General features: G+C 60.7%; 25 protein-coding genes and 1 pseudogene. 6 read left to right on the top strand and 20 right to left on the bottom strand.

Going from position 1 to position 24,168, the window contains the following annotated elements:
* The first annotated feature begins 171 nt into the window (after window positions 1-171).
* The 3 genes from ACM6I7_RS18530 to ACM6I7_RS18520 all read left to right on the top strand — a co-directional run bounded on the left by ACM6I7_RS18530 (window position 172) and on the right by ACM6I7_RS18520 (window position 2,785).
* Window positions 172-969 carry a transporter substrate-binding domain-containing protein gene (locus ACM6I7_RS18530; RefSeq protein WP_003220833.1) on the top strand — a complete coding sequence of 266 codons (798 nt, stop codon included), beginning with the start codon at window positions 172-174 and terminating at the stop codon, window positions 967-969.
* A 129-nt stretch (window positions 970-1,098) separates the two neighbouring features.
* A complete protein-coding gene (locus tag ACM6I7_RS18525) occupies window positions 1,099-2,058 on the top strand; it encodes an amino acid ABC transporter permease (RefSeq protein ID WP_027611292.1) in 960 nt (319 codons plus the stop codon).
* Window positions 2,051-2,785, top strand: coding sequence for an amino acid ABC transporter ATP-binding protein (locus tag ACM6I7_RS18520; protein ID WP_139053562.1), 735 nt, complete (start codon window positions 2,051-2,053; stop codon window positions 2,783-2,785). The genes ACM6I7_RS18525 and ACM6I7_RS18520 overlap by 8 nt, the downstream gene beginning before the upstream one ends.
* 154 nt (window positions 2,786-2,939) lie before the next feature.
* On the opposite strand, the gene ACM6I7_RS18515 is transcribed toward ACM6I7_RS18520, so the two are convergent.
* The 11 genes and pseudogenes from ACM6I7_RS18515 to ubiE all read right to left on the bottom strand — a co-directional run bounded on the left by ACM6I7_RS18515 (window position 2,940) and on the right by ubiE (window position 11,131).
* Complete coding sequence (locus ACM6I7_RS18515; RefSeq protein WP_371262571.1) at window positions 2,940-3,653, bottom strand: methyl-accepting chemotaxis protein; 714 nt, start codon at window positions 3,651-3,653, stop codon at window positions 2,940-2,942.
* Between the two features lie 141 nt (window positions 3,654-3,794).
* Window positions 3,795-4,739: pseudogene (locus tag ACM6I7_RS18510) on the bottom strand (methyl-accepting chemotaxis protein); the annotation flags it as partial.
* Between the two features lie 322 nt (window positions 4,740-5,061).
* Window positions 5,062-5,769 carry a 16S rRNA (uracil(1498)-N(3))-methyltransferase gene (locus ACM6I7_RS18505; protein WP_414889003.1) on the bottom strand — a complete coding sequence of 236 codons (708 nt, stop codon included), beginning with the start codon at window positions 5,767-5,769 and terminating at the stop codon, window positions 5,062-5,064.
* A complete protein-coding gene (gene tatC, locus ACM6I7_RS18500; RefSeq protein ID WP_027611295.1) occupies window positions 5,766-6,557 on the bottom strand; it encodes a twin-arginine translocase subunit TatC in 792 nt (263 codons plus the stop codon). Before tatC ends, ACM6I7_RS18505 begins: the two co-directional genes overlap by 4 nt.
* The gene (gene tatB / locus ACM6I7_RS18495) at window positions 6,554-7,012 is read right to left on the bottom strand and encodes a Sec-independent protein translocase protein TatB (protein ID WP_346650691.1); all 459 of its coding nucleotides are present in this window, start codon (window positions 7,010-7,012) and stop codon (window positions 6,554-6,556) included. Before tatB ends, tatC begins: the two co-directional genes overlap by 4 nt.
* A 10-nt stretch (window positions 7,013-7,022) precedes the next feature.
* Window positions 7,023-7,304, bottom strand: coding sequence for a twin-arginine translocase TatA/TatE family subunit (locus ACM6I7_RS18490; protein WP_003220847.1), 282 nt, complete (start codon window positions 7,302-7,304; stop codon window positions 7,023-7,025).
* 25 nt (window positions 7,305-7,329) lie between these two features.
* Entirely contained in the window at window positions 7,330-7,662 is a 333-nt protein-coding gene (locus tag ACM6I7_RS18485; protein ID WP_003220849.1) for a phosphoribosyl-ATP diphosphatase, read from the bottom strand.
* On the bottom strand, window positions 7,655-8,056 hold the full coding sequence (gene hisI, locus ACM6I7_RS18480; protein WP_007909357.1) for a phosphoribosyl-AMP cyclohydrolase: 402 nt from the start codon (window positions 8,054-8,056) through the stop codon (window positions 7,655-7,657). The genes ACM6I7_RS18485 and hisI overlap by 8 nt, the downstream gene beginning before the upstream one ends.
* A gap of 80 nt (window positions 8,057-8,136) precedes the next feature.
* A complete protein-coding gene (gene ubiB / locus ACM6I7_RS18475) occupies window positions 8,137-9,741 on the bottom strand; it encodes a ubiquinone biosynthesis regulatory protein kinase UbiB (RefSeq protein WP_027611297.1) in 1,605 nt (534 codons plus the stop codon).
* Entirely contained in the window at window positions 9,738-10,361 is a 624-nt protein-coding gene (locus ACM6I7_RS18470) for an SCP2 domain-containing protein (RefSeq protein WP_085732555.1), read from the bottom strand. The genes ubiB and ACM6I7_RS18470 overlap by 4 nt, the downstream gene beginning before the upstream one ends.
* Window positions 10,361-11,131, bottom strand: coding sequence for a bifunctional demethylmenaquinone methyltransferase/2-methoxy-6-polyprenyl-1,4-benzoquinol methylase UbiE (gene ubiE, locus ACM6I7_RS18465; RefSeq protein WP_007961779.1), 771 nt, complete (start codon window positions 11,129-11,131; stop codon window positions 10,361-10,363). The genes ACM6I7_RS18470 and ubiE overlap by 1 nt, the downstream gene beginning before the upstream one ends.
* Before the next feature lie 154 nt (window positions 11,132-11,285).
* On the opposite strand from ubiE, the gene ACM6I7_RS18460 reads away from it, so the two are divergent.
* The 3 genes from ACM6I7_RS18460 to ACM6I7_RS18450 all read left to right on the top strand — a co-directional run bounded on the left by ACM6I7_RS18460 (window position 11,286) and on the right by ACM6I7_RS18450 (window position 13,155).
* The gene (locus tag ACM6I7_RS18460) at window positions 11,286-11,561 is read left to right on the top strand and encodes a polyhydroxyalkanoic acid system family protein (RefSeq protein ID WP_003220859.1); all 276 of its coding nucleotides are present in this window, start codon (window positions 11,286-11,288) and stop codon (window positions 11,559-11,561) included.
* A gap of 249 nt (window positions 11,562-11,810) precedes the next feature.
* On the top strand, window positions 11,811-12,233 hold the full coding sequence (locus tag ACM6I7_RS18455; RefSeq protein WP_027611299.1) for a phasin family protein: 423 nt from the start codon (window positions 11,811-11,813) through the stop codon (window positions 12,231-12,233).
* A 10-nt stretch (window positions 12,234-12,243) separates the two neighbouring features.
* A complete protein-coding gene (locus tag ACM6I7_RS18450) occupies window positions 12,244-13,155 on the top strand; it encodes a phasin family protein (protein ID WP_414889002.1) in 912 nt (303 codons plus the stop codon).
* 197 nt (window positions 13,156-13,352) lie between these two features.
* On the opposite strand, the gene ACM6I7_RS18445 is transcribed toward ACM6I7_RS18450, so the two are convergent.
* The 9 genes from ACM6I7_RS18445 to argS all read right to left on the bottom strand — a co-directional run bounded on the left by ACM6I7_RS18445 (window position 13,353) and on the right by argS (window position 23,955).
* Window positions 13,353-13,973: a TetR/AcrR family transcriptional regulator gene (locus tag ACM6I7_RS18445; protein ID WP_414889001.1), complete on the bottom strand. Its 621-nt coding sequence runs from the start codon at window positions 13,971-13,973 to the stop codon at window positions 13,353-13,355.
* 30 nt (window positions 13,974-14,003) lie between these two features.
* Window positions 14,004-15,686: a class II poly(R)-hydroxyalkanoic acid synthase gene (gene phaC / locus ACM6I7_RS18440; RefSeq protein WP_003220865.1), complete on the bottom strand. Its 1,683-nt coding sequence runs from the start codon at window positions 15,684-15,686 to the stop codon at window positions 14,004-14,006.
* Between the two features lie 139 nt (window positions 15,687-15,825).
* Window positions 15,826-16,680: a poly(3-hydroxyalkanoate) depolymerase gene (gene phaZ / locus ACM6I7_RS18435; RefSeq protein ID WP_027611303.1), complete on the bottom strand. Its 855-nt coding sequence runs from the start codon at window positions 16,678-16,680 to the stop codon at window positions 15,826-15,828.
* A 216-nt stretch (window positions 16,681-16,896) separates the two neighbouring features.
* Window positions 16,897-18,576, bottom strand: coding sequence for a class II poly(R)-hydroxyalkanoic acid synthase (gene phaC / locus ACM6I7_RS18430; protein WP_103368730.1), 1,680 nt, complete (start codon window positions 18,574-18,576; stop codon window positions 16,897-16,899).
* Window positions 18,577-18,833: 257 nt separating this feature from the next.
* Window positions 18,834-19,205, bottom strand: coding sequence for a gamma-butyrobetaine hydroxylase-like domain-containing protein (locus tag ACM6I7_RS18425; protein WP_027611305.1), 372 nt, complete (start codon window positions 19,203-19,205; stop codon window positions 18,834-18,836).
* Between the two features lie 143 nt (window positions 19,206-19,348).
* Complete coding sequence (hslU, locus tag ACM6I7_RS18420; RefSeq protein WP_115988381.1) at window positions 19,349-20,686, bottom strand: ATP-dependent protease ATPase subunit HslU; 1,338 nt, start codon at window positions 20,684-20,686, stop codon at window positions 19,349-19,351.
* A 55-nt stretch (window positions 20,687-20,741) separates the two neighbouring features.
* Window positions 20,742-21,272: an ATP-dependent protease subunit HslV gene (gene hslV / locus ACM6I7_RS18415; protein ID WP_007968352.1), complete on the bottom strand. Its 531-nt coding sequence runs from the start codon at window positions 21,270-21,272 to the stop codon at window positions 20,742-20,744.
* 234 nt (window positions 21,273-21,506) lie between these two features.
* Entirely contained in the window at window positions 21,507-22,214 is a 708-nt protein-coding gene (locus tag ACM6I7_RS18410) for an SPOR domain-containing protein (RefSeq protein WP_041074932.1), read from the bottom strand.
* Between the two features lies 1 nt (window position 22,215).
* Window positions 22,216-23,955, bottom strand: a complete 1,740-nt coding sequence (argS, locus tag ACM6I7_RS18405) for an arginine--tRNA ligase (protein ID WP_096794688.1) — start codon at window positions 23,953-23,955, stop codon at window positions 22,216-22,218.
* Between the last annotated feature and the right edge of the window lie 213 nt (window positions 23,956-24,168).

Raw genomic sequence — 24,168 nt, 5'->3', positions numbered from 1 at the left:
CGGGGTTTTTTTTGTCCTGACGACAGCGGGCGCTGATCTGCAATCGATCAAAAAACCTTGTGCAAACGAACGAGTGCGTTAGCATCCGTCCCCGAATTGGCGCGCCCGGACGATCTTGTCCATTTCAGTCGGTTTTCGCGCCGCAATTGCAATGGTTTTGGGGACTTGAAGATGAAGAAGTATCTGTCGATGCTGCTGGTCGGCGTCACGGCACTGGTTGCAGTCAATGCGGCGCACGCCGGTGCAATCGATGACGCGGTCAAGCGCGGCACGTTGAAAGTCGGTATGGATCCGACCTACATGCCGTTCGAAATGACCAACAAGCGCGGCGAGATCATCGGCTTCGAAGTCGACATCCTCAAAGCCATGTCCAAGGCCATGGGCGTCAAGCTCGAGCTGGTGTCCACCGGTTACGACGGGATCATTCCGGCCCTGATGACCGACAAGTTCGACATGATCGGCAGCGGCATGACCCTGACTCAGGAGCGCAACCTGCGCCTGAACTTCAGCGAACCGTTCATCGTGGTCGGCCAGACCCTGCTGATCCGCAAGGAACTGGAAGGCACCATCAAGTCCTATAAAGACCTGAACACCGCCGACTATCGCATCACCTCCAAGCTCGGCACCACCGGTGAAATGGTTGCCAAGAAGCTGATCGCCAAGGCCAAGTACCACGGCTACGACAACGAGCAGGAAGCCGTGCTCGACGTGGTCAACGGCAAGGCCGACGCCTTCATCTACGACGCGCCGTACAACGTGGTCGCGGTGAACAAGGTCGGCGCCGGCAAACTGGTGTTCCTCGACAAGCCGTTCACCTACGAGCCGCTGGCCTTCGGTCTGAAGAAGGGTGATTACGACAGCATCAACTTCATCAACAACTTCCTGCACCAGATCCACGAAGACGGCACCTACGATCGCATCCATGACAAGTGGTTCAAGAGCACCGAGTGGCTCAAGGACATGGAATAACACTGGGTCAGTCAGACCGAGTCGCCCCATTCGCGAGCAGGCTCGCTCCCACATTGGAATGCATTTCCCTGTGGGAGCGAGCCTGCTCGCGAAGAGGCCCTCCATAGCAACAAAAATCCGGAACCTGCAATGAAACAGAAAAAAGCCCAATGGCCCTGGCACGTCCTGACCGTGCTGGTGCTGGTCGGCCTGGCGGGCGCGTTGTATTACGCCACGTCGCTGATGTCCTACGAATGGCGCTGGAACCGCGTGCCGCAGTACTTCGCCTATCAGGCCGAAGAATCCCAGCGTGCCACCGATATCTCCACCGTTACCGAGCTGGTACGCAAGGGCGGTAGCGCGCAGGTCACCCTGCGCAACGACGCCGGTGACGAGCAGCACCTGACCGTCGACGAAAACAGCCTGCAATTCGCTCAGGGCGACGATGTGGCTGAAGGTGACGTCGTGGGCGTGACCCGGCACTGGGCGGCAGGGCCGCTGCTGTGGGGCCTTTGGACCACGCTGTGGCTGTCGGTGGTGTCTGGGGTACTCGGTCTGCTGATCGGTCTGGTCACCGGGTTGTGCCGCCTGTCGAGCAACCCGACCCTGCGCGACCTGTCGAGCATCTACGTCGAACTGGTACGCGGCACGCCGCTGCTGGTGCAGATTTTCATTTTCTACTTCTTCATCGGCACGGTGATGAACCTGTCCCGCGAGTTCGCCGGGATCGCCGCGCTGTCGCTGTTTACCGGCGCCTACGTGGCCGAGATCATCCGTTCCGGGGTGCAGTCGATTGCCCGTGGCCAGAACGAAGCGGCGCGTTCGCTCGGTCTGAGCGCCGGCCAGTCGATGCGCCACGTGGTACTGCCGCAAGCATTCAAACGCGTACTGCCACCGCTGGCCGGGCAGTTCATCAGCCTGGTCAAGGACACCTCGCTGGTGTCGGTGATTGCGATCACCGAGCTGCTGAAAAGTGGTCGTGAAGTCATCACCACCTCGTTCTCGCCGTTCGAGATCCTGTTCTGCGTCGCCGGCCTGTACCTGTTGATCAACCTGCCGCTGTCGAAAATCGCCAGCCGGCTTGAGCGGAGGCTCGCGCAAAGTGATTGAAGTCCGCGATCTGGTAAAAGTCTTCGACACCCGTGGCCAGGTAGTTCGGGCTGTGGATAACGTCACCACTTCCGTTGCCAAAGGCGAAGTGCTGGTGGTGATCGGCCCGTCGGGTTCGGGCAAGTCGACCTTCCTGCGCTGCCTCAACGGCCTGGAAGAGTTCGACTCGGGCTCGGTGAGCATCGACGGCCTGCAACTGGCCGACCCGAAAACCGACGTCAACGCTTACCGCCGCGAAGTCGGCATGGTCTTTCAGCATTTCAACCTGTTCCCGCACATGACCGTGCTGGAAAACCTCTGTCTGGCGCAGAAAGTCGTGCGCAAGCGTGGGCAGAAGGAAAGTGAGGCCAAGGCCTTGGCGTTGCTGGAAAAGGTCGGTATTGCGCAGAAGGCTCGGGAATATCCATCACGCCTGTCCGGCGGCCAGCAACAGCGCGTGGCGATTGCCCGGGCGCTGGCGATGGACCCGAAAGTGATGCTGTTCGACGAACCGACTTCGGCCCTCGACCCGGAAATGGTCGGCGAAGTGCTGGATGTGATGAAGAACCTGGCCGTGGAAGGCATGACCATGGTTTGCGTGACCCACGAAATGGGTTTCGCCCGGGAAGTGGCGGATCGAGTGCTGTTCTTCGATCACGGCAAACTGCTGGAAGATGCTTCCCCGGCGGAGTTCTTTGATGCGCCGAAGGATTCGCGCGCTCAGGCTTTCCTGCGGCAGGTCTTGTAACGGCGGCGTTCTTTCGGACGCCATCGCTGGCAAGCCAGCTCCCACAGTGAATGGGTTGAACACAAACTTTGTGAACGACTAGCAACCTGTGGGAGCTGGCTTGCCAGCGATAGCATCACCTCGGTCCAAAGCGAACCGAGGCCGATGCATCACCTCAAACCTTGAACCGCCCCACCAGCATCTGCAGATGCGTCCCCAGCCGCGCCAGCTCAACACTCGACGCCGCGGTCTCTTCACTCGCCGCCGAGGTCTGATCCGACACATCCCGCACATTCAGCACGCTACGGTTGATCTCCTCGGCCACGGCACTCTGCTGCTCGGCTGCCGCTGCAATCTGCTGGTTCATCGCCTGAATCGCCGAGACGGTGCGGGTGATGCTTTCCAGTGAGCCACCGGCACGGCGGGTCAGTTCGACGCTGCTGTCGGTCAGGCTGCGGCTGTTGTCCATGATCGTTGCCACTTGCTGGGTGCCGTTCTGCAGGCCGACGATCAGTTCCTCGATCTCTTCGGTGGACTTCTGCGTGCGCTGGGCGAGGCTGCGCACTTCATCGGCGACCACCGCAAAACCACGCCCGGCCTCACCGGCACGCGCTGCTTCGATCGCGGCGTTGAGCGCCAGCAGGTTGGTTTGCTGGGCCACGGACTTGATCACGTCGAGCACGCTGCCGATCTTGTCGCTCTCGCGCTTGAGTTCGCCCATGGCTTCGGTGGAGTGGCCGACTTCGACGGCCAGACGCTCGATCTGCGCGATCGCTTCACCGACCACCTTGTCGCCTTCACGGGCTTGCTGGTCGGCGGCCACGGCGGCTTCGGAAGCCTCCTCGGCGTTACGCGCGACTTCCTGCACAGTGGCGGCCATTTCGTTCATGGCGGTGGCGACCTGGTCGGTCTCGACTTTTTGATTGTTGACCCCGGCGCTGGTCTGCTCGGTGACCGCCGACAGCTCTTCGGCAGCGCTGGCGATCTGCGTGACGCCGTCGCTGATGCCACCGATCAACTCGCGCAGGCCTTGGGTCATGCTCTGCATCGAGCGCTGCAACTGGCCGAGTTCGTCGCGACGCTGTGACACCAGGTTGTGGGTCAAGTCGCCGGCAGCCACGCGCTCGGCGACCTTCAGGGTCTGATTCAGTGGAATGATGATCTGCCGGGTGATCGCCCACGCGGCCAGCAAACCGAAGGCCACGGCCAGCAGGGTGGCGATGATCAGCATGTTCTTGGCGTGCGCGGCATCGGTATCGCGCACCACGGTTTGTGATTCGGTGAGCTTCTTGCTGAGGTCGAGGAGGATGTCGCCCTGCGCCGTCATGGTTGCCCCGGCCTTGGCATTGTTCACCTGCGAGTCGCGGAACTGAGCGACCGCCGCGCGATAAGCCTTGATCGAGTCGGTGGCCTGTTGCAGGTTGGCGATGTGCTGTTCGGGCAGTTTCGCCGGCAGGCTGTCGAGGTTTTTCAGTGCATTGTCGATGGCGTCCAGCGCGGGCTGCTCCGCCTCGGCCTTGCCGCTGTAGGTGTAGCCGCGCACCTGATAGCGCGCTTGCTGCAACAGTTTGCTCAGTTCGATCACGCTGTTGAATTGCGCGACGCTGTCACCTTGCAGCATGGATTTCTCGACTTCCGAGACTTTGGCCACGGCATTGTCGGCACTGGCGCCGAGCTTGCTGCGCGCGTCCTCACGCTGCACGGTGGCCTGTGTCATGTCGGCGAAGGCACGTTTGTACTCGGCGACAGCGGCCAGTTGCTGATCGACCATGGCCGCATCTGAGGGCTGCTCGATCAGGTCACGCGCGGTTTGCAAGCCGCTGGCGAGTTTGGCCAGCAACTCGTTGACCGCGCCCGGGCCTTGTTCGCCACGACGCGCTTCATAGTCCAGACGCGCCAGGCGCAGGTCCTTGGTCAGTTCATTGAGGCTGGAGATGAAGCCGAGCTTGTCGCCACGGCTGATAATGCCGCCCATGCCGGTCCAGCCGGTAAAGGTAATCAGCAGGGTGAGCAACAGCACCAGGCCGAAACCGATACCCAGCTTGCGTTTGACGCTGACGTTCCCAAGATTCTCGGCTAACCAACGGTACATGCGACGACTCCCCTCGGACCACTAATTGGACTTATGGGGACTGTATCGGCGGGGTGGTGGCAATCTGTAACCCGATTTGAATGCCAACCCCGGATTCCTGTAGGAGCTGACGAGTGCAACGAGGCTGCGATCTTTTGATCTTGCTGTTAAAAAACAAAATCAAAAGATCGCAGCCTGCGGCAGCTCCTACAGGGGGAGCGGTGTGTCAGAACAGGCGGGCGAGCAGGGCGGTGACGGCGGTTTCGACGCGCAGGATGCGCTCGCCCAGTTGCACCGGTTGCAGGCCGGATTTGCCCAGCAGGTCGATTTCGTAGGGAATCCAGCCACCTTCGGGGCCGATCGCCAGGGTCACCGGTTCGCTCAACGCACGTGGGCACGGCGGGTAATTGCCGGGATGGCCGACCAGGCCGAGGGTGCCTTCGCTGATCGCTGGCAGACGATCTTCGACGAACGGTTTGAAGCGCTTCTCGATGATGACTTCCGGCAGCACGGTATCGCGGGCCTGTTCGAGGCCGAGAATCAGATTCTCGCGAATCGCTTCCGGCTCGAGAAACGGCGTCTGCCAGAAGCTCTTCTCGACCCGGTAGCTGTTGACCAGAATCACCTTCGACACGCCCATGGTCGCCACGGTCTGGAACACCCGTCGCAGCATTTTCGGGCGGGGCAGGGCCAATACCAGCGTCAATGGCAGCTTGGTCGGTGGTGATTGATCGAGGGTGACACGCAACTCTGCTTCACCGGCCTCAAGGCGAAGCAGCTCAGCCGAGCCCATCAAGCCATTGATCCGTCCCACGCGCAGGCTGTCACCGACTTCCGAGTGGTGCACTTCCTGCATGTGGGTCAGGCGCCGGTCACGCAGCACGACGCGGTCGGCCGCGATGAAGTCGGCCTCTTCGAGCAACAGCAGGTTCATGCCTGGGTCGCTGGCGGCTGGTCGTTGTGATCGTCGGCCGGTGTTTCGTCCGGGCGTTCGCGCTTGCTGATCAGGCCGCCGAACAGAATGCCGATTTCAAACAGCATCCACATCGGTACCGCCAGCAGGGTCTGCGAGAAGATGTCCGGCGGGGTGAGGATCATGCCGACCACGAAGCAGCCGATGATCACGTACGGGCGGATCTTCTTCAGGTATTTGACGTCGACCACGCCGATCCACACCAGCAGCACCACGGCCACCGGAATTTCGAACGCGACGCCAAAGGCGAAGAACAGCGTCATCACGAAGTCGAGGTAACTGGTGATGTCGGTCATCATTTCCACGCCGGCCGGGGTGGCGGCGGCGAAGAACTTGAAGATCAGCGGGAACACGAAGTAATAGGCGAACGCCATGCCGGTGTAGAACAGCAGGATGCTGGACACCAGCAGCGGCACGGCGATGCGCTTCTCATGCTTGTACAGGCCCGGCGCGATGAAGCCCCAGATCTGATGCAGGATCACCGGAATCGCGAGGAACAGCGAGACCATCATCGTCAGCTTCAGCGGCGTCAGGAACGGCGACGACACATCCGTGGCGATCATCGTCGCGCCGACCGGCAGGTACTGGCGCAGCGGCGTCGAGACGAAGGTGTAGATCTGCTGGGTGAAGGCGAACAACCCGGCGAAGATGATGAACACCGCCGCCACACAACGCAGCAGGCGGGTGCGCAACTCGGTGAGGTGCGATACCAGCGGCATGTGCTGGTCGTTTTCGGGGAGATCGCTCATGGGGCTCGCGGCGGCAGAGTGGAGTCGTGAGGCGCTGGTGTGATCGGCGCGGCGTTTGGCGCAACGTGTTCAACCGAGGTTTTTACGGCTGCCGGTTCTGTCGGCGCTACAACTGCAGCAGGTGCAGGTGTCGGAGCAGGCGCGACGGGTGCAGTCGGCGCATGAATCGTCTGCTGACCCACATGTTCAACCGGCGTCGGCTCCTGCTGAACCGGGTTGAAAATCTTCCGCGCCTCTTGCTCCAGCGACAAGATGTGCTCGTTGTGCAGTTGCCGACGGATCTCGTCGGCACCGATTTCACGTTCAACTTCCTGTTTGATCGCGTTGAAGCTGCGCTTCAGCCGGCCGACCCACAGGCCGGCGGTGCGCGCAGCGCCCGGCAGACGCTCGGGGCCCAGCACCAGCAGGGCGACGAGGCCGACGAGCAGCAGTTCAGAGAAGCTGATACCAAACATTAGTCAGTGCTCACACGTCTTTGCGGATCGGCTCTTCGACTTTCTGCGCCTGCACGTCGATGGTGTGCGGCGGGTTGGCCTGAGCAGTGGCTTGCGGCTGCACCGGTGGTACCGGCTGCGCAGGCGTTACGGTCGGATCGGCGGCCGGTTTTTCGTCATCGTTCATGGCTTTGCGAAAGCCCTTGATCGACTCGCCGACGTCGGTGCCGAGGTTTTTCAGTTTCTTGGTGCCGAACACCAGCACCACGACTACCAGAATGACGATCCAGTGTTTCCAGTCAAAAATGCCCATGTTGCTGTTCCTCTCTAAAAATTGTTCAGGCGGACGGACGCGAGGCTTTCTCGACGTGTCCGGACAGACCGAAGCGACGATCCAGTTCATCCAGCACGGCCTGCGGATGCTGCCCCAGTTGGGCGAGCATGACCATGCTGTGGAACCACAGGTCGGCAGTCTCGTAGATCACATCGCTGCAGTCACCGCTGATGGCGGCGTCCTTGGCGGCAATAATGGTTTCGACCGACTCTTCGCCGACTTTCTCCAGAATCTTGTTCAGGCCCTTGTGATACAGACTAGCTACATATGAGCTGTCGGCCGCTGCGCCTTTGCGCTCTTCAAGTACCTGAGCGAGGCGGGTCAGGGTGTCACTCATGTTTGTGTCCTGCGGAATAGATTGCGTGCGGGTCTTTCAAGACAGGGTCGACCGTTTTCCAGTCGCCGTTTTCGAAGACGCGGTAAAAGCAGCTTTGACGGCCGGTATGGCAAGCGATGTCGCCGATCTGTTCGACCATCAGGATGATCACGTCGGCGTCACAGTCCAGACGCATTTCATGCAGGGTCTGTACATGGCCGGACTCTTCGCCCTTGCGCCACAGCTTGCCACGGGAACGTGACCAGTAGATTGCACGGTTTTCCGCAGCGGTCAGTTCCAGCGCTTCGCGGTTCATCCAAGCCATCATCAGCACGCGTCCGGTCTTGTGATCCTGGGCAATCGCCGGCACCAGGCCATCGGCGTCCCACTTGATCTCGTCCAGCCAGTTTTTCATCTTCGACTCCGACAGCGAACCCGCACTTCAATAGTCGGGTTCAGGCGTTCAAACAGTGTGCCAGCCGATCAGCAAACTGGCTATCGGCGAACGACCAGATACAAGCCGACGGCCACCATGATGCCCGCCGGCCAATGCCCCAGTTCGTGCAACGGGCCACCGGCGGCGAGGATCGTCCCGCCGGCCAGATGTGCGCAACCGAGCAGGCGCAGGAACCAGTCGTCCTTGCGTTTGTGCCACGGTGGTGGCGGGTCGTAGGCGTGCGGTTGCGACATGCGTTCGAGCAGGTCGCGGGCCATGTTGGCCAGGTGCGGCAGCTGTTCGAACTGGCTCTGCACGTTGCCGAGCAAGGCTTTCGGGCTGACGCGCTCGCGCATCCAGCGCTCGAGGAAGGGCTGCGCGGTGTTCCACAGATCCAGATCCGGGTACAGCTGACGACCGAGGCCCTCGATGTTCAATAGAGTCTTCTGCAGCAGAACCAGTTGCGGCTGGACTTCCATGTTGAAGCGCCGTGCGGTCTGGAACAGGCGCATCAGCACCTGGCCAAATGAAATATCTTTTAACGGTTTTTCGAAGATCGGTTCGCATACGGTGCGGATCGCCGCTTCGAATTCGTTGAGTTTGGTTTCCGCCGGCACCCAGCCCGAATCGATGTGCAACTGCGCCACGCGGCGGTAGTCACGCTTGAAGAAGGCGAACAGGTTGCGCGCCAGATAGTCCTGGTCTTCCGGGGTCAGGCTGCCGACGATGCCGCAGTCGATCGCGATGTACTGCGGGCTCCACGGGTTGACGGTGCTGACGAAGATGTTGCCCGGGTGCATGTCGGCGTGGAAGAAACTGTCGCGGAACACCTGGGTGAAAAAGATCTCCACGCCGCGCTCGGCGAGCATTTTCATGTCGGTGCGCTGGTCGGCGAGGGTCGCCAGATCCGTCACCTGAATCCCGTAGATGCGCTCCATCACCAGCACTTTCGGCCGGCACCAGTCCCAATAGACTTGCGGCACATAGAGCAGCGGCGAGCCTTCGAAGTTGCGCTTCAACTGGCTGGCGTTGGCCGCCTCGCGCAGCAGGTCGAGCTCGTCGTAGATGGTTTTTTCGTAGTCCTGCACCACGTCCACCGGGTGCAGCAGGCGGGCGTCGGCGGAGACCTTTTCGGCGGCGCGGGCGAGGATGAACAGCCATGCCAGATCCTGGGCGATCACCGGTTTCAGGCCCGGGCGGATCACCTTGACCACCACTTCTTCGCCGGTCTTCAGTTGCGCGGCGTGCACCTGCGCCACCGAGGCCGAGGCCAGCGGCTCGACGTCGAAACGGCTGAACACTTCGCTGATCTTCTTGCCCAGCTGTTCTTCGATCAGCTTGATCGACAGCTGCGAATCGAACGGCGGCACGCGGTCCTGCAGCAGCATCAACTCATCGGCGATGTCTTCCGGCAGCAGGTCGCGGCGGGTCGAAAGAATCTGCCCGAACTTGATGAAAATCGGCCCCAGATCCTGCAGCGCCAGGCGCAGACGCGCACCACGGCTCAGCTCCAGCGGCTTGCGCGGCAACCAGCGCCACGGCAGCACGTAGCGCAGCGCCAGGAGGAACCAGGGCAGCGGCAGCTCGAACAGCAGGTCATCGAGGCGGTAGCGGATCACGACGCGCTGGATGCGCAACAGACGGCGGACGGCAAGCAGCTTCATGCGTTATCGCTTGGGTCGAGGGATCGGGAAAGGCGCTCGAAACGCGCCTCGAGACGTTCCAGATCAAGTTTGATCCGGTCCAGTTCGCTGAATCGCGCTTCGGCTTCGCGCTGCCCGACGAGGGTGCGCGATTCTTCGGCGAGGTATTCGGCGAGGTTCTGGTTGAGGCTGGCAAATCCTTGTTGATACCAGCGTGCGCGGCTGCGCAGGTGACCGCCAATCAGTTGCGTGGCGACCGGGCCGAGCCAGCGCGAGAGTTCGTACTCCCAGTCCAGCTCGAGGTCCTGCAGCACCCCGGCCAGTTCCAGCAGCACGCCGCTGTCACCGTCGAGCTCGACTTCCGGGGCGTGCAGCACCGCGGTCTTGTCTTTGCTCAGGGCCAGTTTCACCAGGCTCGAGGCCGGGGCGCGCAGCGTGCAGTCGACGCCGGTTTCCCAGTGCGAGGCGAGCATCAGGCCCTCATCGCTGGGCAGGATGAACAGTTGCAGCGCCGGGCTGCGGCAATCGACGGCAATCACTTTGCCAGTCAGATGCGCCAGCCGCGGCAGCGCCGTGCTGTCGAGACGCAGCACCCGGTTCAGACCGAGTTCGACGCTGGCAAGCAGCCCGGTGAGCAACATCAGGGCTTGATGCCGCGGTGCAGGGCGACGATGCCTGCGGTCATGTTGTGATAGGTCACGCGGTCGAAACCGGCGTCGACCATCATCGACTTCAGGGTTTCCTGATTCGGGTGCATGCGGATCGATTCGGCCAGGTAGCGATAGCTTTCCGAATCGTTGGTGATCAGCTTGCCCATCAGTGGCATGAAGGCGAACGAGTAGGCGTCGTAGGCTTTCGACATCAGCGCGTTGGTCGGCTTGGAGAACTCCAGCACCAGCAGGCGGCCGCCGGGCTTGAGCACGCGCAGCATCGAGCGCAGGGCGTCTTCTTTATGCGTCACGTTGCGCAGGCCGAAGGCGATGGTCACGCAGTCGAAATGGTTGTCCGGGAACGGCAGTTTTTCCGCGTCCGCCTGAACGAATTCGACGTTGCCCGACACACCCAGATCCAGCAGACGGTCACGGCCGACCTTGAGCATCGATTCATTGATGTCGGCCAATACCACCTGACCGGTCGGGCCAACCAGGTGCGAGAATTTTTTGGTCAGATCACCGGTACCGCCGGCGATGTCGAGCACGCGGTTGCCTGCACGCACGCCAGACAGTTCGATCGCAAAACGCTTCCACAGACGGTGCATGCCGCCCGACAGAAGGTCGTTCATCAGGTCGTACTTCGCGGCTACGGAGTGGAACACCTCAGCGACTTTTTCCGCTTTCTGGCTTTCCGGAACGTTTTTGAAGCCGAAGTGAGTGGTGGGTTCGGCATCGCTGCCTTTGCGCTGATCAGTCATATCGCTGTCACCAAAAGAGAATGCGCGACATTCTAATCCCCAAGCCATGCTTTGTCTTGGAATGGCTAAAGGTAAGATGGGCGACCTTCGGGACGATTTGCCGCAGACGCGGTCAAGATTTACCGTCATCTATTCATCAAGCAGGAGTCATTCGATGGCCAAAATCAGTGTTGAGCGTGCCCACAGCCTGGGCAAGGAAGCCGCCCGCGAGAAGGCCGACAAGCTGGCGCAGAAACTCTCCGATCAATATGGCCTGGAGCCGCAGTGGTCGGGCGACACCCTGAACCTCAAGCGCTCGGGCGTGAAAGGCGCGGTGCATGTGGCCGACGACTCGATCCGTGTCGACGTGGAACTGGGCATCATGATGTCGGCCATGAGCGGCATGATCAAAGCCGAGATCGAGAAGGCTTTGGATAAAGCGCTGGTCTGATCGCGATTCTTCGGTAACCCGAGATCCCTTGTGGGAGCGAGCCTGCTCGCGAAAGCGGTGTGTTAGTCGACTCGAATATTGACTGATACACCGTATTCGCGAGCAGGCTCGCTCCCACATTTGTTTGGTGGTGCCCCTGCTGTTTATGTCAGTTGTTAGGGTGCCGTTTCTAATTTTTCTCCCTACTTTGTGCCTGAGCCCGACACTTTTGCGGGCAGTTCCTCAAACCTTCTGCGCGTGAGGTGCACCATGGCCAAAGTCATTCTGAAGAAAAAAATCGACGCTTCGACTTCTGCTCTGAGCGACGTCAAATCCTATGCCCGCAAGATCTGGCTGGCAGGCCTGGGTGCCTACACCAAGGTCGGCCAGGAGGGCAGCGACTACTTTCAAGAGCTGATCAAGGCTGGTCAAACTGTTGAAAAGAAAGGCAAAAGAGTCGTCACCGAAAAACTCGAAGCCGCCAATGCCGAGATCGACGAAGCCAAGGATGAAGTCAGCTCGTTCAAAGGTCGCGTCGAAGTTCAGCTCGACAAGGTCGAGAAGGCGTTCGACTCCCGTGTAGCAAGCGCCTTGAATCGTATCGGCATTCCGTCTAAACATGACGTTGAGACACTCTCTGCTAAGCTCGATGAGCTGACGGCATTGCTCGAACGCGTCGCGCGTAAATCTTAAGGAGAACGGGATGGCTGGTAAAAAGAACACCGATAAAGAAGGCAGCTCGTGGATTGGGAAAGTCGAAGACTACTCCCGCAAAATCTGGCTGGCTGGTTTAGGCGTGTACTCGAAGATCGACACTGACGGCAGCAAGCTCTTCGATACATTGGTCAAAGACGGCGAGAAAGCCGAGAAGCTCACCAAGTCTGCAGTCGGCAAGAAAGTCGATGCCGCCAAGGATTCCGCTTCTTCGGCCAAATCGCGCATCAGCGGCGTGAAAGATCGCGCACTGGGCAAGTGGGACGAGCTGGAAGGGGCTTTCGACAAGCGCCTGAACAGCGCGATTTCGCGCCTGGGTGTGCCTAGCCGCAATGAAGTCAAAGCGCTGCACAGCAAGGTCGAGACCTTGACCAAGCAGATCGAGAAACTCACCGGTCTGAAAACCCAACCGGTCGCGGCGAAAACCGCAGCGGCCAAACCGGCAGCCAAAACCGCCGCCAAGCCACTGGCTAAAGCGGCTGCGAAACCAGCTGCCAAAGCTGCGGCCAAGCCAGCGGCAAAAACCGCTGCCGCCAAGCCTGCTGCTAAAACGGCCGCTGCCAAAACAGCCGCCAAGGCTGCCGCGAAACCGGTTGCTGCCAAAGCGGCTGCGAAACCTGCGGCCAAGTCCGCGGCCAAGCCAGCCGCCAAGCCAGCAGCGAAAACCGCTGCCGCGAAACCGGCTGCCAAACCTTCGGCCAAACCGGCTGCGGCGAAAAAACCGGCAGTGAAAAAACCGGCCGCGCCGAAGGCCGCTGCGCCGAAGCCAGCTGCACCCGCAGCAGCCAAGCCAGCCACCCCGGCAACCCCGGCCAGCGCGTCGAACTCCGCCGCTGCACCGACTCCGGTAGCCACCCCGACTGCTGCATCGACCCCGTCGACGCCAACCAGTCAGTCCTGATTTTTCAGGGCAAAACAAAACGCCCGGCCTGTGAAGGTCGGGCGTTTTTGTTTGTGCAGAGAATCGCTGGAACAGCGCCATTCTCCTGTGGGAGCGGGCTTGCTCGCGAAGGCGGTGTGTCATTCAGCATTGATGTTGGCTGAGCCACCGCTTTCGCGAGCAAGCCCGCTCCCACAGGGGGGCAATGTGTAGCCCATTCAGTCGTGATCTTCGAGGTATTGCAGGGCCATCCGCTCCGTCGCCACTTTCACCGGCGGCAGCAGATGCGGCGCCACCAGCATCATGATCTGGTACACCACCAGTTTGACCTCGCCTTCGCGATCGAGAATCCGCTGATAGTCCAGCGAGAACAGCAGGGTCAGGGTGATCTGTTCCACCAGTTGCCCCAACGCCTGGGTGTCACTGACCAGTTGCCCCGAAGCCTTCAACCGCGCCAGCAAGGACGCCAGCGTACGCTTGAGCGCGTTGAGCAGGTTGCGAATGCCCTTGGCCAGTTTCGGCAGGCGCCCGGCGAGGTTCGACAGGTCCTGGAACAGAAACCGGTACTGCGCCAGGCGCTCGACGATCAGGTGCAGAAACAGCCAGTAATCCTCCGGCGCCAGCTCGGCATCCGATGGAGGATCGAGCAGCGGCGCCAGTTCGTTCTGGAAGCGTTCGAACAGGCTGAGAATCAACGGCTCCTTGCCGTGAAAGTGGTAGTAGAGATTGCCGGGGCTGATCCCCATTTCGTTGGCAACTTCCATGGTGGAGACGTTGGGCTCACCCTTTTCGTTGAACAGTTGCAGGGCACATTCGAGAATCCGGTCGCGGGTTTTCATCCAGTCTTCTTAGAAAAGTTCGGTTAAGCGTCAGCGCACATGCACGTAGGTGCCGGGTGCTGCCTCCATCGGTGGATAATTCGGGTTGCCGAGGGTAAACGTGGTTTCGTGCTGCGTGCCGGAGCGCTGCTGTATCCACTCCAGCCACTGCGGCCACCAACTGCCGTCGACGCGCTTGGCGTCGTAGTACCAGGCGCGCGGATCGCTGCTCAGCTTGCCGTTCTCGACGTAATTGGCTTTCGGGTTGCTCGGCGGGTTGAGGATGCTCTGCACGTGCCCACTGTTGGACAGTACGAAACGCCGCTCGCCACCGAGCAGCAGGGTCGAGCGGTACACCGCGTCCCACGGCGTGATGTGGTCGTTCATGCCGGCCACGCTGAAGCTGTCGACGGTGACTTTCTGCAGATCGATCGGCGTACCGCAGACTTCCAGGCCACCCGGGTGGGTCAGCGGGTTGTGTTTGAAGAAGTCCAGCAGGTCGCCGTGGAACGCGGCGGGCAGGCGAGTGTTATCGTTGTTCCAGTAGAGAATGTCGAAGGCCGGCGGCTCTTTGCCGAGCAGGTAGTTATTGACGAAGTAGCTCCAGATCAAATCGTTGGGCCGCATCCAGGCAAACACCTTGGCCATGTCGCGACCGTCGAGCACGCCTCGCTGATAGGAGCGGCGTTTGGCGGCTTCGATGGTCTGTTCGTCGGCGAACAGGGTGGTCGGGGTTTCGATCTCACTGTCGAGCAGGCTGACCAGATAGGTCGCACTGGAAATCCGTCGCAGCTGCCGCTTGGCCTGCAGATGCCCCTGTAGCGCAGCGATGGTCAGGCCACCGGCGCAGGCACCCATCAGATTCACCTCGCGCGCGCCGGTGATCGCCCGGCAGATGTTCATCGCTTCCTCCACGGCTTCGACGTAGGTCGACAGGCCCCATTCACGGTGGCGCACGTCCGGGTTGCGCCAGCTGATCATGAAGGTCTGCAGGCCGTTTTTCAGCGCGTACTGGACAAAGCTGTTCTGCGGGCTGAGGTCGAAAATGTAGTACTTGTTGATTTGCGGCGGCACCACCAGCAACGGCTTGGCGTACTGTTTTTCGCTCATCGGCTTGTACTGGATCAGCTCCAGCAGCTCGTTGCGAAACACCACCGCACCGGTGGTGGTGGCGACGGTCTTGCCGACCTCGAACGCCTGCTTGGTAACCTGGCGTGGCAGGCCATCGTTGTGCAGCAGATCATCAAACAGATGGCTCAGGCCGCGCACCAGACTCTGGCCGCCGGAATTGAACAGCTCCTTGACCGCCAACGGATTGAGCAAGGTATTGGAGGGCGCGACGGCATCGTTGAGCAGGGTGAACGCGAAGTGCGCGCGAGCGCGATCGTCCTCGCTCATGCTGCTTTCATCGATCCAGCTCTTGACCTGTTTCTGCCAGGCCAGATACGCCTGCAGACTGCGCCGGTAGAACGGATTGAGGCTCCACGCCGGATCGGCGAACCGCGCGTCCTGCGGGTTGGTCGGGTGCAGGGTTTCACCGAGCAGCACGCGACCGAGCTGGCCACCGAGTTTCAAGGCGTGCTTCGCGCTGTGAATCGGGTTGCGCAGACCGTGGGCGGCGACGCTGCGCAAGGTCGAGAGCAAGTCCCGCCCACGCAGGCCGGTCATTGCACTTTGTGCATTGATGAACACGGCGGGACTGGGCACTACGCCCGTCGCAGGTTTGTCGCGCATGACTCAACACTCCTTCGTCTTCAGGTCAAAAACAAACTCACCGAACCAGAACACCATAGTCGCAGTTACGGGTTGCTGCCTGCGCGGCGTCCTGCCGCGCACGTTGTTCAAAACCCTGCATAAAGCCTGCCGCCGTGATTTATCCGCCCAGCGGGGTCGGGTGCGGGTGCATCACGGCGCGCTGCCGTTCCTCCTCAAGGAATTTCATGATGATCGGCGCCACGGCTTCGGCGCGGGTGATCAGGAACAGATGACCGTCGTCGATGATGTGCAACTGGGCGTTGGGGATGCGCCAGGCGAGCATGCGCATGTTGATCAGCGGGATCAGTGGATCGTCGTCGCCGGCCAGCACCAGGGTCGGCTGATGGATCTTGTGCAGCCAGTGAATGCTGGTCCAGCCGAGGCCGGCGAACAGCTGCCAGTAGTAACCGAGCTTGCCCGCCGAACGCACTTTCGCTGCATGGCTGGCGGCCAGCGTCGGGTCGCGGCGGAACGAGCCGCCGTAGATCAACGGCGCAATGCGGATCACGTGCGATGGCTGGATGTAACGGCGTGGGCTGGCCATCATCCACAGCACTTTCGGCTTGCCCGGCACCATGAAGGCGCCGGCCGCGGTCGCCGCCAGCACCAGTTTCTTGCAGCGCTCGGGGTAGTCGTGGGCGAATTGCTGCGCCAGCGCGCCGCCCCACGACACGCCGATCACATTGACCTGGCCGTAGTCGAGGTAGTCGAGCATCCGCGCCGTCAGCTTCGCCAGCCCGGGAAAGCGATAAGGCCGGTTGGGCGTCGACGAGCCGCCGACACCGGGCACGTCAAAGGCGATCACTTCCAGATCCGGGTCCAGCGCCGCGACGAACGGAAACACCAGCTCCAGGTTGGCGCCGATGCCGTTGAAAATCAGCAAGGGCGTCAAATGAGGCTTGCCGGGGCGTACCGCGGTGCGGAGGGTCTGCCCATCCAGATCGACGGTACGGAAAATGAACGGTTGCGGCATGCTTCAGGCCCTGTGGATTAATTCATCCCCGCTCCCTTGTCGGAGTGAGCCTGTGGCGAGGGGATTTATCCCCGATCGACTGCGAAGCAGTCGCACACCCTCAAACGCGGAGAATCATAGTTGCCGCGATTGCAGGTTTTGGGGCCGCTGCGCGACCCATCGGGGATGAATCCCCTCACCACAAGCCCGCTCCCACAGGGGAATGAGGTGTGTCAGTTACCGCTCGTGAACGTATGTGCCCGGCGAGGCCTCGCCAGCCGGATACGCCTTGTTGCCCAGTTTCAGTGGTGCCTTTTTCAGATTACCCGAGCGCTCGGCCTGCCACGCCTGCCAGTACAGCCACCAGGAATCGGTGTGCTTGGTCGAGTTCTCTTGCCATTCGTCGGCATTGGCGGCCATGCCTTCGCTGGTCATGTAGCGCGATTTCGGGTTGCCCGGCGGGTTCAGGATGCTCTGGATGTGCCCGCTGCTCGACAGCACGAACTCGACCTTGCCGCCAAACAGCTGCGCCGACTTGTAGCAGGACTTCCACGGGGTGATGTGGTCGTTGGTGCCTGCCAGCGAAAAGATGTCGGCGGTGACCTGCTTGAGGTCGATCGGCGTGCCGCACACTTCCAGTGCATTGGGGCGGATCAGTGGGTTGTTTTTGAACATCTCGATCAGGTCGCCGTGGAACGCGGCCGGCAGTCGAGTCGTATCGTTGTTCCAGAACAGGATGTCGAACACCGGTGGCTCGTTGCCCAGCAGGTAGTTGTTGACCCAGTAGTTCCAGATCAGGTCGTTGGGGCGCATCCACGCGAAGACCTTGGCCATGTCTTTGCCTTCGAGCACGCCTGCCTGATACGAATGGCGCTTGGCGGTCTCCAGCGTCTGTTCGTCGACGAACAGGGCGACGTCGCTGTCCAGGGTGGTGTCGAGGACGCTGACCAGCAGGGTCAGGGCGTTGACCTTGTTCTCACCGAGGGCGGCGTAGTGGCCGAGCAGGGCGGTGCAAGTGATGCCGCCGGAACAGGCGCCGAGCATGTTCACGTCTTTGCTGCCGGTGATCGCCGTGACGACGTCGACCGCTTCCTTCAACGCATCGATATAGGTCGACAGGCCCCACTCGCGCTGGGCCTTGGTCGGGTTGCGCCAGCTGACGATGAAAGTCTGCACGTTATTGCGCAGGCAGAAGCGCGCCAGACTCTTGTCCGGGCTCAGGTCGAAAACGTAGAACTTGTTGATCTGTGGTGGCACCACGAGCAGTGGACGCTCGTGGACTTGCTCGGTGATCGGCTTGTACTGGATCAGCTCCAGCACGTCGTTGCGAAACACCACCGCGCCTTCGGTCACGCCGAGGCTCTTGCCGACTTCGAACGCGCCCATGTTGACCTGGCTCGGCATGCCGCCGTTGTGCACCAGATCCTTGGCCAGATGCGAGAGGCCGTCGAGCAGGCTTTTGCCGCCGGTCTCGAAGAAGCGTTTGACCGCCGCCGGGTTGGCGGCGGTGTTGGTCGGGGCCATGGCTTCGGTCATCAGGTTGATCACGAAGTGGCCGCGCGCGATGTCTTTGGGTGACAGGCTGCTGTCGTCGATCCAGGAATGGAGCTCCTTGCGCCACGCCAGGTAAGTTTGCAGATAACGTTTGTAGAGCGGGTTCTGACTCCACGCCGGATCAGCGAAGCGACGGTCATCGCTGGCCGGTTGCAGTTCGGATTTGCCGAACAGCACATTCTTCAGTTCAAGACCGAAATGGGTCACGTGCTTGACGCTATGGATCGGTTGTTTGATGGCCTGGGTCAGCACCATTCGAGCAGAGGCCAGCAGATCCTTTCCGCGCAGCCCAACGACGGGATTAAGCCCCAGGGTGTTTTCCGAGGCTTGGTACTTCAGGTCATCGTTATTCTTGTTACTCATCTACGACGCTCCATTGTCCTGAGACGAGTACCCGTTTTCTGCTGTGCAGTTCCACAGCGAATGCCAGGTACTACTGCTCGGGTGACCGTTAATTCTGCATAGCTGCTTTACAGTCGTAGAGCACTGCAGGGAACTTGCCAGCTCCATTGGTTACCCGAGTTTAATTTTTTTCGCAAGCAGGCCGATCCTCGGCCACACAGCAGAGCATTCAAACAGATGAATTTAGAAAATGCCCTCTAAAGAGCAAGAGTCTCGGACTAGAGCATCAGCTTGACGATTGACTCGTCCGGATCGCGGGTTTTCCCGGCCGCTTTGAGCTCGGCCAGATAATCGGCCCAGAGTGCGTCATGACGTCGCCCCAGCTCGTAGAGATAATCCCAGGTGAACAGGCCGCTGTCGTGACCGTCGTCGAAGGTCAGTTTCAGTGCGTACTGACCGGCCGGTTCCAGGCCGCTGAGGCCGACATTGAGCTTGCCGAATTGCAGGATCGGTTTGCCGTGGCCCTGGACCTCGGCGGAAGGGGAATGCACGCGCAGGAATTCGGCGGGCAGGGTGTACTCCTCGCCGGACGCGTATTTGAGCGTCAGGGTTTTCGAGGCTTTGTGCAGTTTGATGTCGGTGGGGATCATGAGCAGGTTTCCGTCTTGTGCGGAACCTTGTGGGAGCGAGCCTGCTCGCGAATGCGGTGGTTCAGTCAACGCAACGGTTGAATGTACTGCCGTCTTCGCGAGCAGGCTCGCTCCCACAGTTCCATTACATCTGTAAGAGTGACCTACAGGATATAACGGGACAGATCTTCGTTCTGCGCCAATTCGCCCAGATGGCTGTTGACGTACGCAGCGTCGATCAGGATCGGCTTGTCGTCATGCGCACTGGCCAGGTCGCCGGCACTGAACGACACCTCTTCCAGCAGGCGCTCAAGCAGTGTGTGCAGACGACGGGCACCGATGTTCTCGGTCTTCTCGTTGACCTGCCAGGCGATCTCCGCCAGACGCTTGATGCCTTCCGGCTGGAACTGAATGTTCAGGCCTTCGGTTTTCAGCAGCGCGCAATATTGCTCGGTGAGCGAAGCGTGCGGCTCGCTGAGGATGCGCTCGAAGTCTTCCGGGCTCAGCGCCTTGAGCTCGACACGGATCGGCAGACGGCCTTGCAGCTCCGGCACCAGATCGCTCGGCTTGCTCAGGTGGAACGCACCGGAGGCGATGAACAGGATGTGGTCGGTCTTGACCATGCCCAGCTTGGTGTTGACGGTGCAGCCCTCGATCAGCGGCAGCAGGTCGCGCTGTACGCCTTCACGGGACACGTCGGCGCCGCCGACATTGCCGCGCTTGGCGACCTTGTCGATTTCGTCGATGAACACGATGCCGTGTTGCTCGACCGCTTCCAGCGCCTTGGCCTTCAACTCTTCTTCGTTGACCAGACGCCCGGCCTCTTCGTCGCGCACCAGTTTCAGCGCTTCTTTGACCTTGAGCTTGCGAGCTTTCTTCTTGCCCTTGCCCATGTTGGCGAACAGGTTCTGCAGCTGGCTGGTCATTTCTTCCATGCCAGGCGGCGTGGCGATTTCGATGCCGGTCACTTCGGCGACTTCGATCTCGATTTCCTTGTCGTCCAACTGGCCTTCGCGCAGGCGCTTGCGGAACAGCTGACGGGTGTTGGAATCGCTGCTCGGTGCTTCTTCATTGCTGAAGCCCATGCGTGCAGGCGGCAGCAGTGCGTCGAGGATACGGTCCTCGGCAGCGTCTTCGGCACGATGACGCACGCGGGTCATTTCCTGCTCGCGGAGCATCTTGATCGCGGCGTCGGCCAGATCACGGATGATCGATTCGACGTCACGGCCAACGTAGCCGACTTCGGTGAATTTGGTCGCTTCGACCTTGATGAACGGCGCGTTGGCCAGTTTCGCCAGGCGACGGGCGATCTCGGTTTTACCGACACCGGTCGGGCCGATCATCAGGATGTTTTTCGGGGTCACTTCAACGCGCAGCTCTTCAGGCAGCTGCATGCGGCGCCAGCGGTTGCGCAGGGCAATCGCGACGGCGCGCTTAGCATCGTCCTGGCCGATGATATGGCGGTTGAGTTCGTGGACGATTTCGCGGGGAGTCATGGACATAGTAATTGACGGTCCTCAAGCAGAAACAAGCCGTGGCACTTTGGCCGCGTCAGGCTTATTCAGCGAGATCCTGCTCCTCAATGGTCTGGGTGTGGTTGGTGAATACACAGATGTCGCCGGCGATACCGAGGGCGGTTTCGACGATCTCACGGGCCGACAAGTCGGTCTTTTTCAACAGCGCGCTGGCCGCAGCTTGCGCGTAGGCGCCGCCGGAACCCATGGCGATCAGGCCGTCTTCGGGTTCGACCACGTCACCGTTGCCGGTGATGATCAGCGAGGCGTCCTTGTTGGCGACCGCGAGCATCGCTTCGAGGCGGCTCAGGGAGCGGTCGGTGCGCCATTCTTTGGCGAGTTCGACAGCGGCGCGGATCAGGTGGCCCTGATGTTTCTCGAGCTGGCCTTCGAAACGTTCGAACAGGGTGAAGGCGTCGGCGGTGGCACCGGCGAAACCGGCGATGACCTGGCCGTGGTACAGGCGACGAACTTTCTTCGCGTTGCCTTTCATCACGGTGTTGCCGAGAGAAACCTGGCCGTCGCCGCCCATGACGACTTTGCCGTGGCGGCGGACTGAAACGATGGTGGTCAAGGGAAGAGTCTCCACGCAGCGGGGCGAAAATGCCTTATGCCCATTCATATGGGGGTGCTGGATAGGATTTCAACCGAGGAGGGCGCAGGGGGACGAACGGCGGAGGACAGACCGGGAATATGTTGTGCCGGTTATGACGCCTTCGCGAGCAGGCTCGCTCCCACAGGGACTGCGTGATTCCTGTGGGAGCGAGCCTGCTCGCGAATGAACGATGACGCGATGCGACTGACGGAATCAGCGGCTCTGGCGTTGTTGTAACAACAGGTTGCTGAAGCCGCTGCCGGCCAGTTGTTTCTGCGCAGTCGTCAGCTGTTCGCGGTTGCTGAACGGGCCGACCAATACGCGGTACCAGGTTTCATCCTTCACCGTGCCCGACTCAACCGAAACAGCCTGGCCCAGCAGAATGATCTGCGCCCGCACCTTGTCCGCGTCCGCCTCTTTGCGGAACGAGCCGGCCTGGAGGAAGAACTTGGTCACCGGCGCCGCTTTCGCCACCGGTGGCGCTGGCGGCGGGGTAATACCTGACAGCGCAGCCTGCGCCCGCGCGGTGTCGATCTTCGCCGCTTCCGCCGGGGTGACCGGCGTGGTCGGCACTTGTGGCGTCGGCAGGGTTTTCTCCGGCACGGCATCCGGCGGCACGATCACTTCCGATTCCGGCAGCAAGGTGTAGAAGTCGTACTTCGGCTTCACCGGTTGCGTCGGGCTCGGCGGGGTCTTGTTGGCCTCGGCGATCTTCGACGCTTTCTGCTGTTGCGCCTGCTCGACTTTCTCGCGCTTGACCGTGTCGCTGCCCTTGCCAGGCTCCAGTTTCATCAGAAACACGATGAACGCACCGACCGTCAGGCCGATGGCCATCCACAGCCAGCCCGGGATCGGTTGCTTTGCAGGAGCTTGGTAACGGCTGGCGCCACGCTTGGGTGCAGGTTTTTTCTTGGCAGCCAACTTACATTTGCTCCAGGACTTTCAGGCCCAGCAGCTCCAGGCCTTGTTTAAGGGTTCGACGCGTCAACTCGGTCAGGCGCAGACGGCTTTGCATCTGTTCTGGTGTTTCAGCTTTCAGGATCGGGCAGTTCTCATAAAAGCTGGAGAACAGGCTGGCCAGATCGTAGAGGTAAGTGCACAGAATATGCGGAGTGCCTTTTTCCGCGACGCCGTTCAGCACTTCACCGAATTGTGCCAGTTTGGTGCCCAGCTCCTGTTCCAGCTCGGCTTCGAGGACAATTTGGCCCTGGACCTCGCTGAAGTCTTTGTCCAGTTTGCGGAATACGCCGGCAGCGCGGGTGTAGGCGTACAGCAGGTATGGCGCGGTGTTGCCTTCGAAATTCAGCATCAGGTCGAAGTTGAAGCTGTAGTCGCTGGTGCGATGCTTGGACAAGTCGGCGTATTTCACGGAGTCGATACCGACGACTTTCGCGATTTCGTGCAGAGTTTTGACCGGTAATTCCGGGTTCTTTTCTTGTACGAGTTTGAACGCCCGATCCTCTGCTTCGATCAGCAGGTCAACGAGTTTCACGGTGCCGCCATCACGGGTTTTGAAGGGACGGCCGTCGGCGCCGTTCATGGTGCCGAAGCCCATGTGCTCCATTTCCATCGGATGGGTGACGAAGCCGGCCTTGCGCGCCACGGCGAACACTTGCTGGAAGTGCAGGGCCTGACGCTGGTCGACGAAGTACAGCGCGCGATCGGCTTTCAGCTTGCCGCTGCGGTAGCGTACGGCTGCCAGGTCAGTGGTGGCATAGAGGTAGCCGCCGTCAGCCTTGACGATGATCACCGGCAGCGGGTCGCCGTCGGCGTTCTTGAACTCGTCGAGGAACACGCACTGGGCGCCGTTACTTTCGACCAGCATGCCCGCCGCTCTCAGGTCGTTGACCACGTTGATCAGGTCGTCGTTGTAGGCGCTTTCGCCCATCACGTCGGCCATGGTCAGTTTGACGTTGAGCTTTTCGTAGATGTCCTGGCAGTGAGAAAGGGAAATGTGGGTAAAGCCCTTCCATGCCTTGATGCACTCTTCATCTCCTGCTTGTAGATCGACTACCAGCTTCCTGGCGCGATCGGCAAACACTGGATCTTCGTCGAAACGTTTTTTCGCGGCGCGGTAGAATTCTTCCAGATCCGACAGTGCGCTTTTGAGCATGTCTGGATGATCTTCCAGCATTGCCATCAGCATGCCGAACTGGGTGCCCCAGTCGCCCACGTGGTTCTGGCGGATCACTTCGTCGCCGAGGAACTCAAGTACGCGCGCCACGCCGTCGCCGATGATGGTCGAGCGCAAATGACCGACATGCATCTCTTTAGCCAAGTTCGGTGCCGACAAATCGACCACGGTGCGCTGTACAGGACCAGCCTTGCGCACGCCAATGCGCTCGTCAGCCAAAGCGGCTTCGAGGCGATTGGCCAGCGCCTGAGTGTTCTGGAAGAAATTGATGAAGCCTGGACCGGCGATTTCGGCCTTGGTGACGTTCTCGTCGGCCGGCAGCGCAGCGATGATTTTCTCCGCCAGATCGCGCGGCTTCATGCCCGCAGGCTTGGCCAGCATCATGGCGATGTTGCTGGCGAAGTCGCCGTGGGTTTTGTCGCGGGCGTTCTCCACCTGAATCGCCGGCGACAGGCCTTCAGGCAACACACCTTCGTTGACGAGTTGGGTGAGGGCTTGTTGGATCAGCTGGCGAATGGTGTCTTTCATGGTCTTCTCTTTCGACCGCAAGCGCGGCGGCGCATCGATGCGCGGGTGGAAAAACTGGGCATTATCCGTTGCGAAGGCGGGCTTGCCAACCTTAGCAGGCAGCTTATGGATATGTGGTGACAATTCGGGCCTCTTCGCGAGCAAGCCCGCTCCCACAATGGATCAGCGGCGTTCATTTGTCTGGCTCATACCCTGTGGGAGCGGGCTTGCTCG

Source organism: Pseudomonas sp. IT-93MI4, assembly GCF_949767635.1.
Taxonomy (GTDB): domain Bacteria; phylum Pseudomonadota; class Gammaproteobacteria; order Pseudomonadales; family Pseudomonadaceae; genus Aquipseudomonas; species Aquipseudomonas putida_A.
The sequence above is the reverse complement of the archived record's forward strand: the minus strand, read 5'-3'. Positions and strand labels throughout refer to the sequence as shown.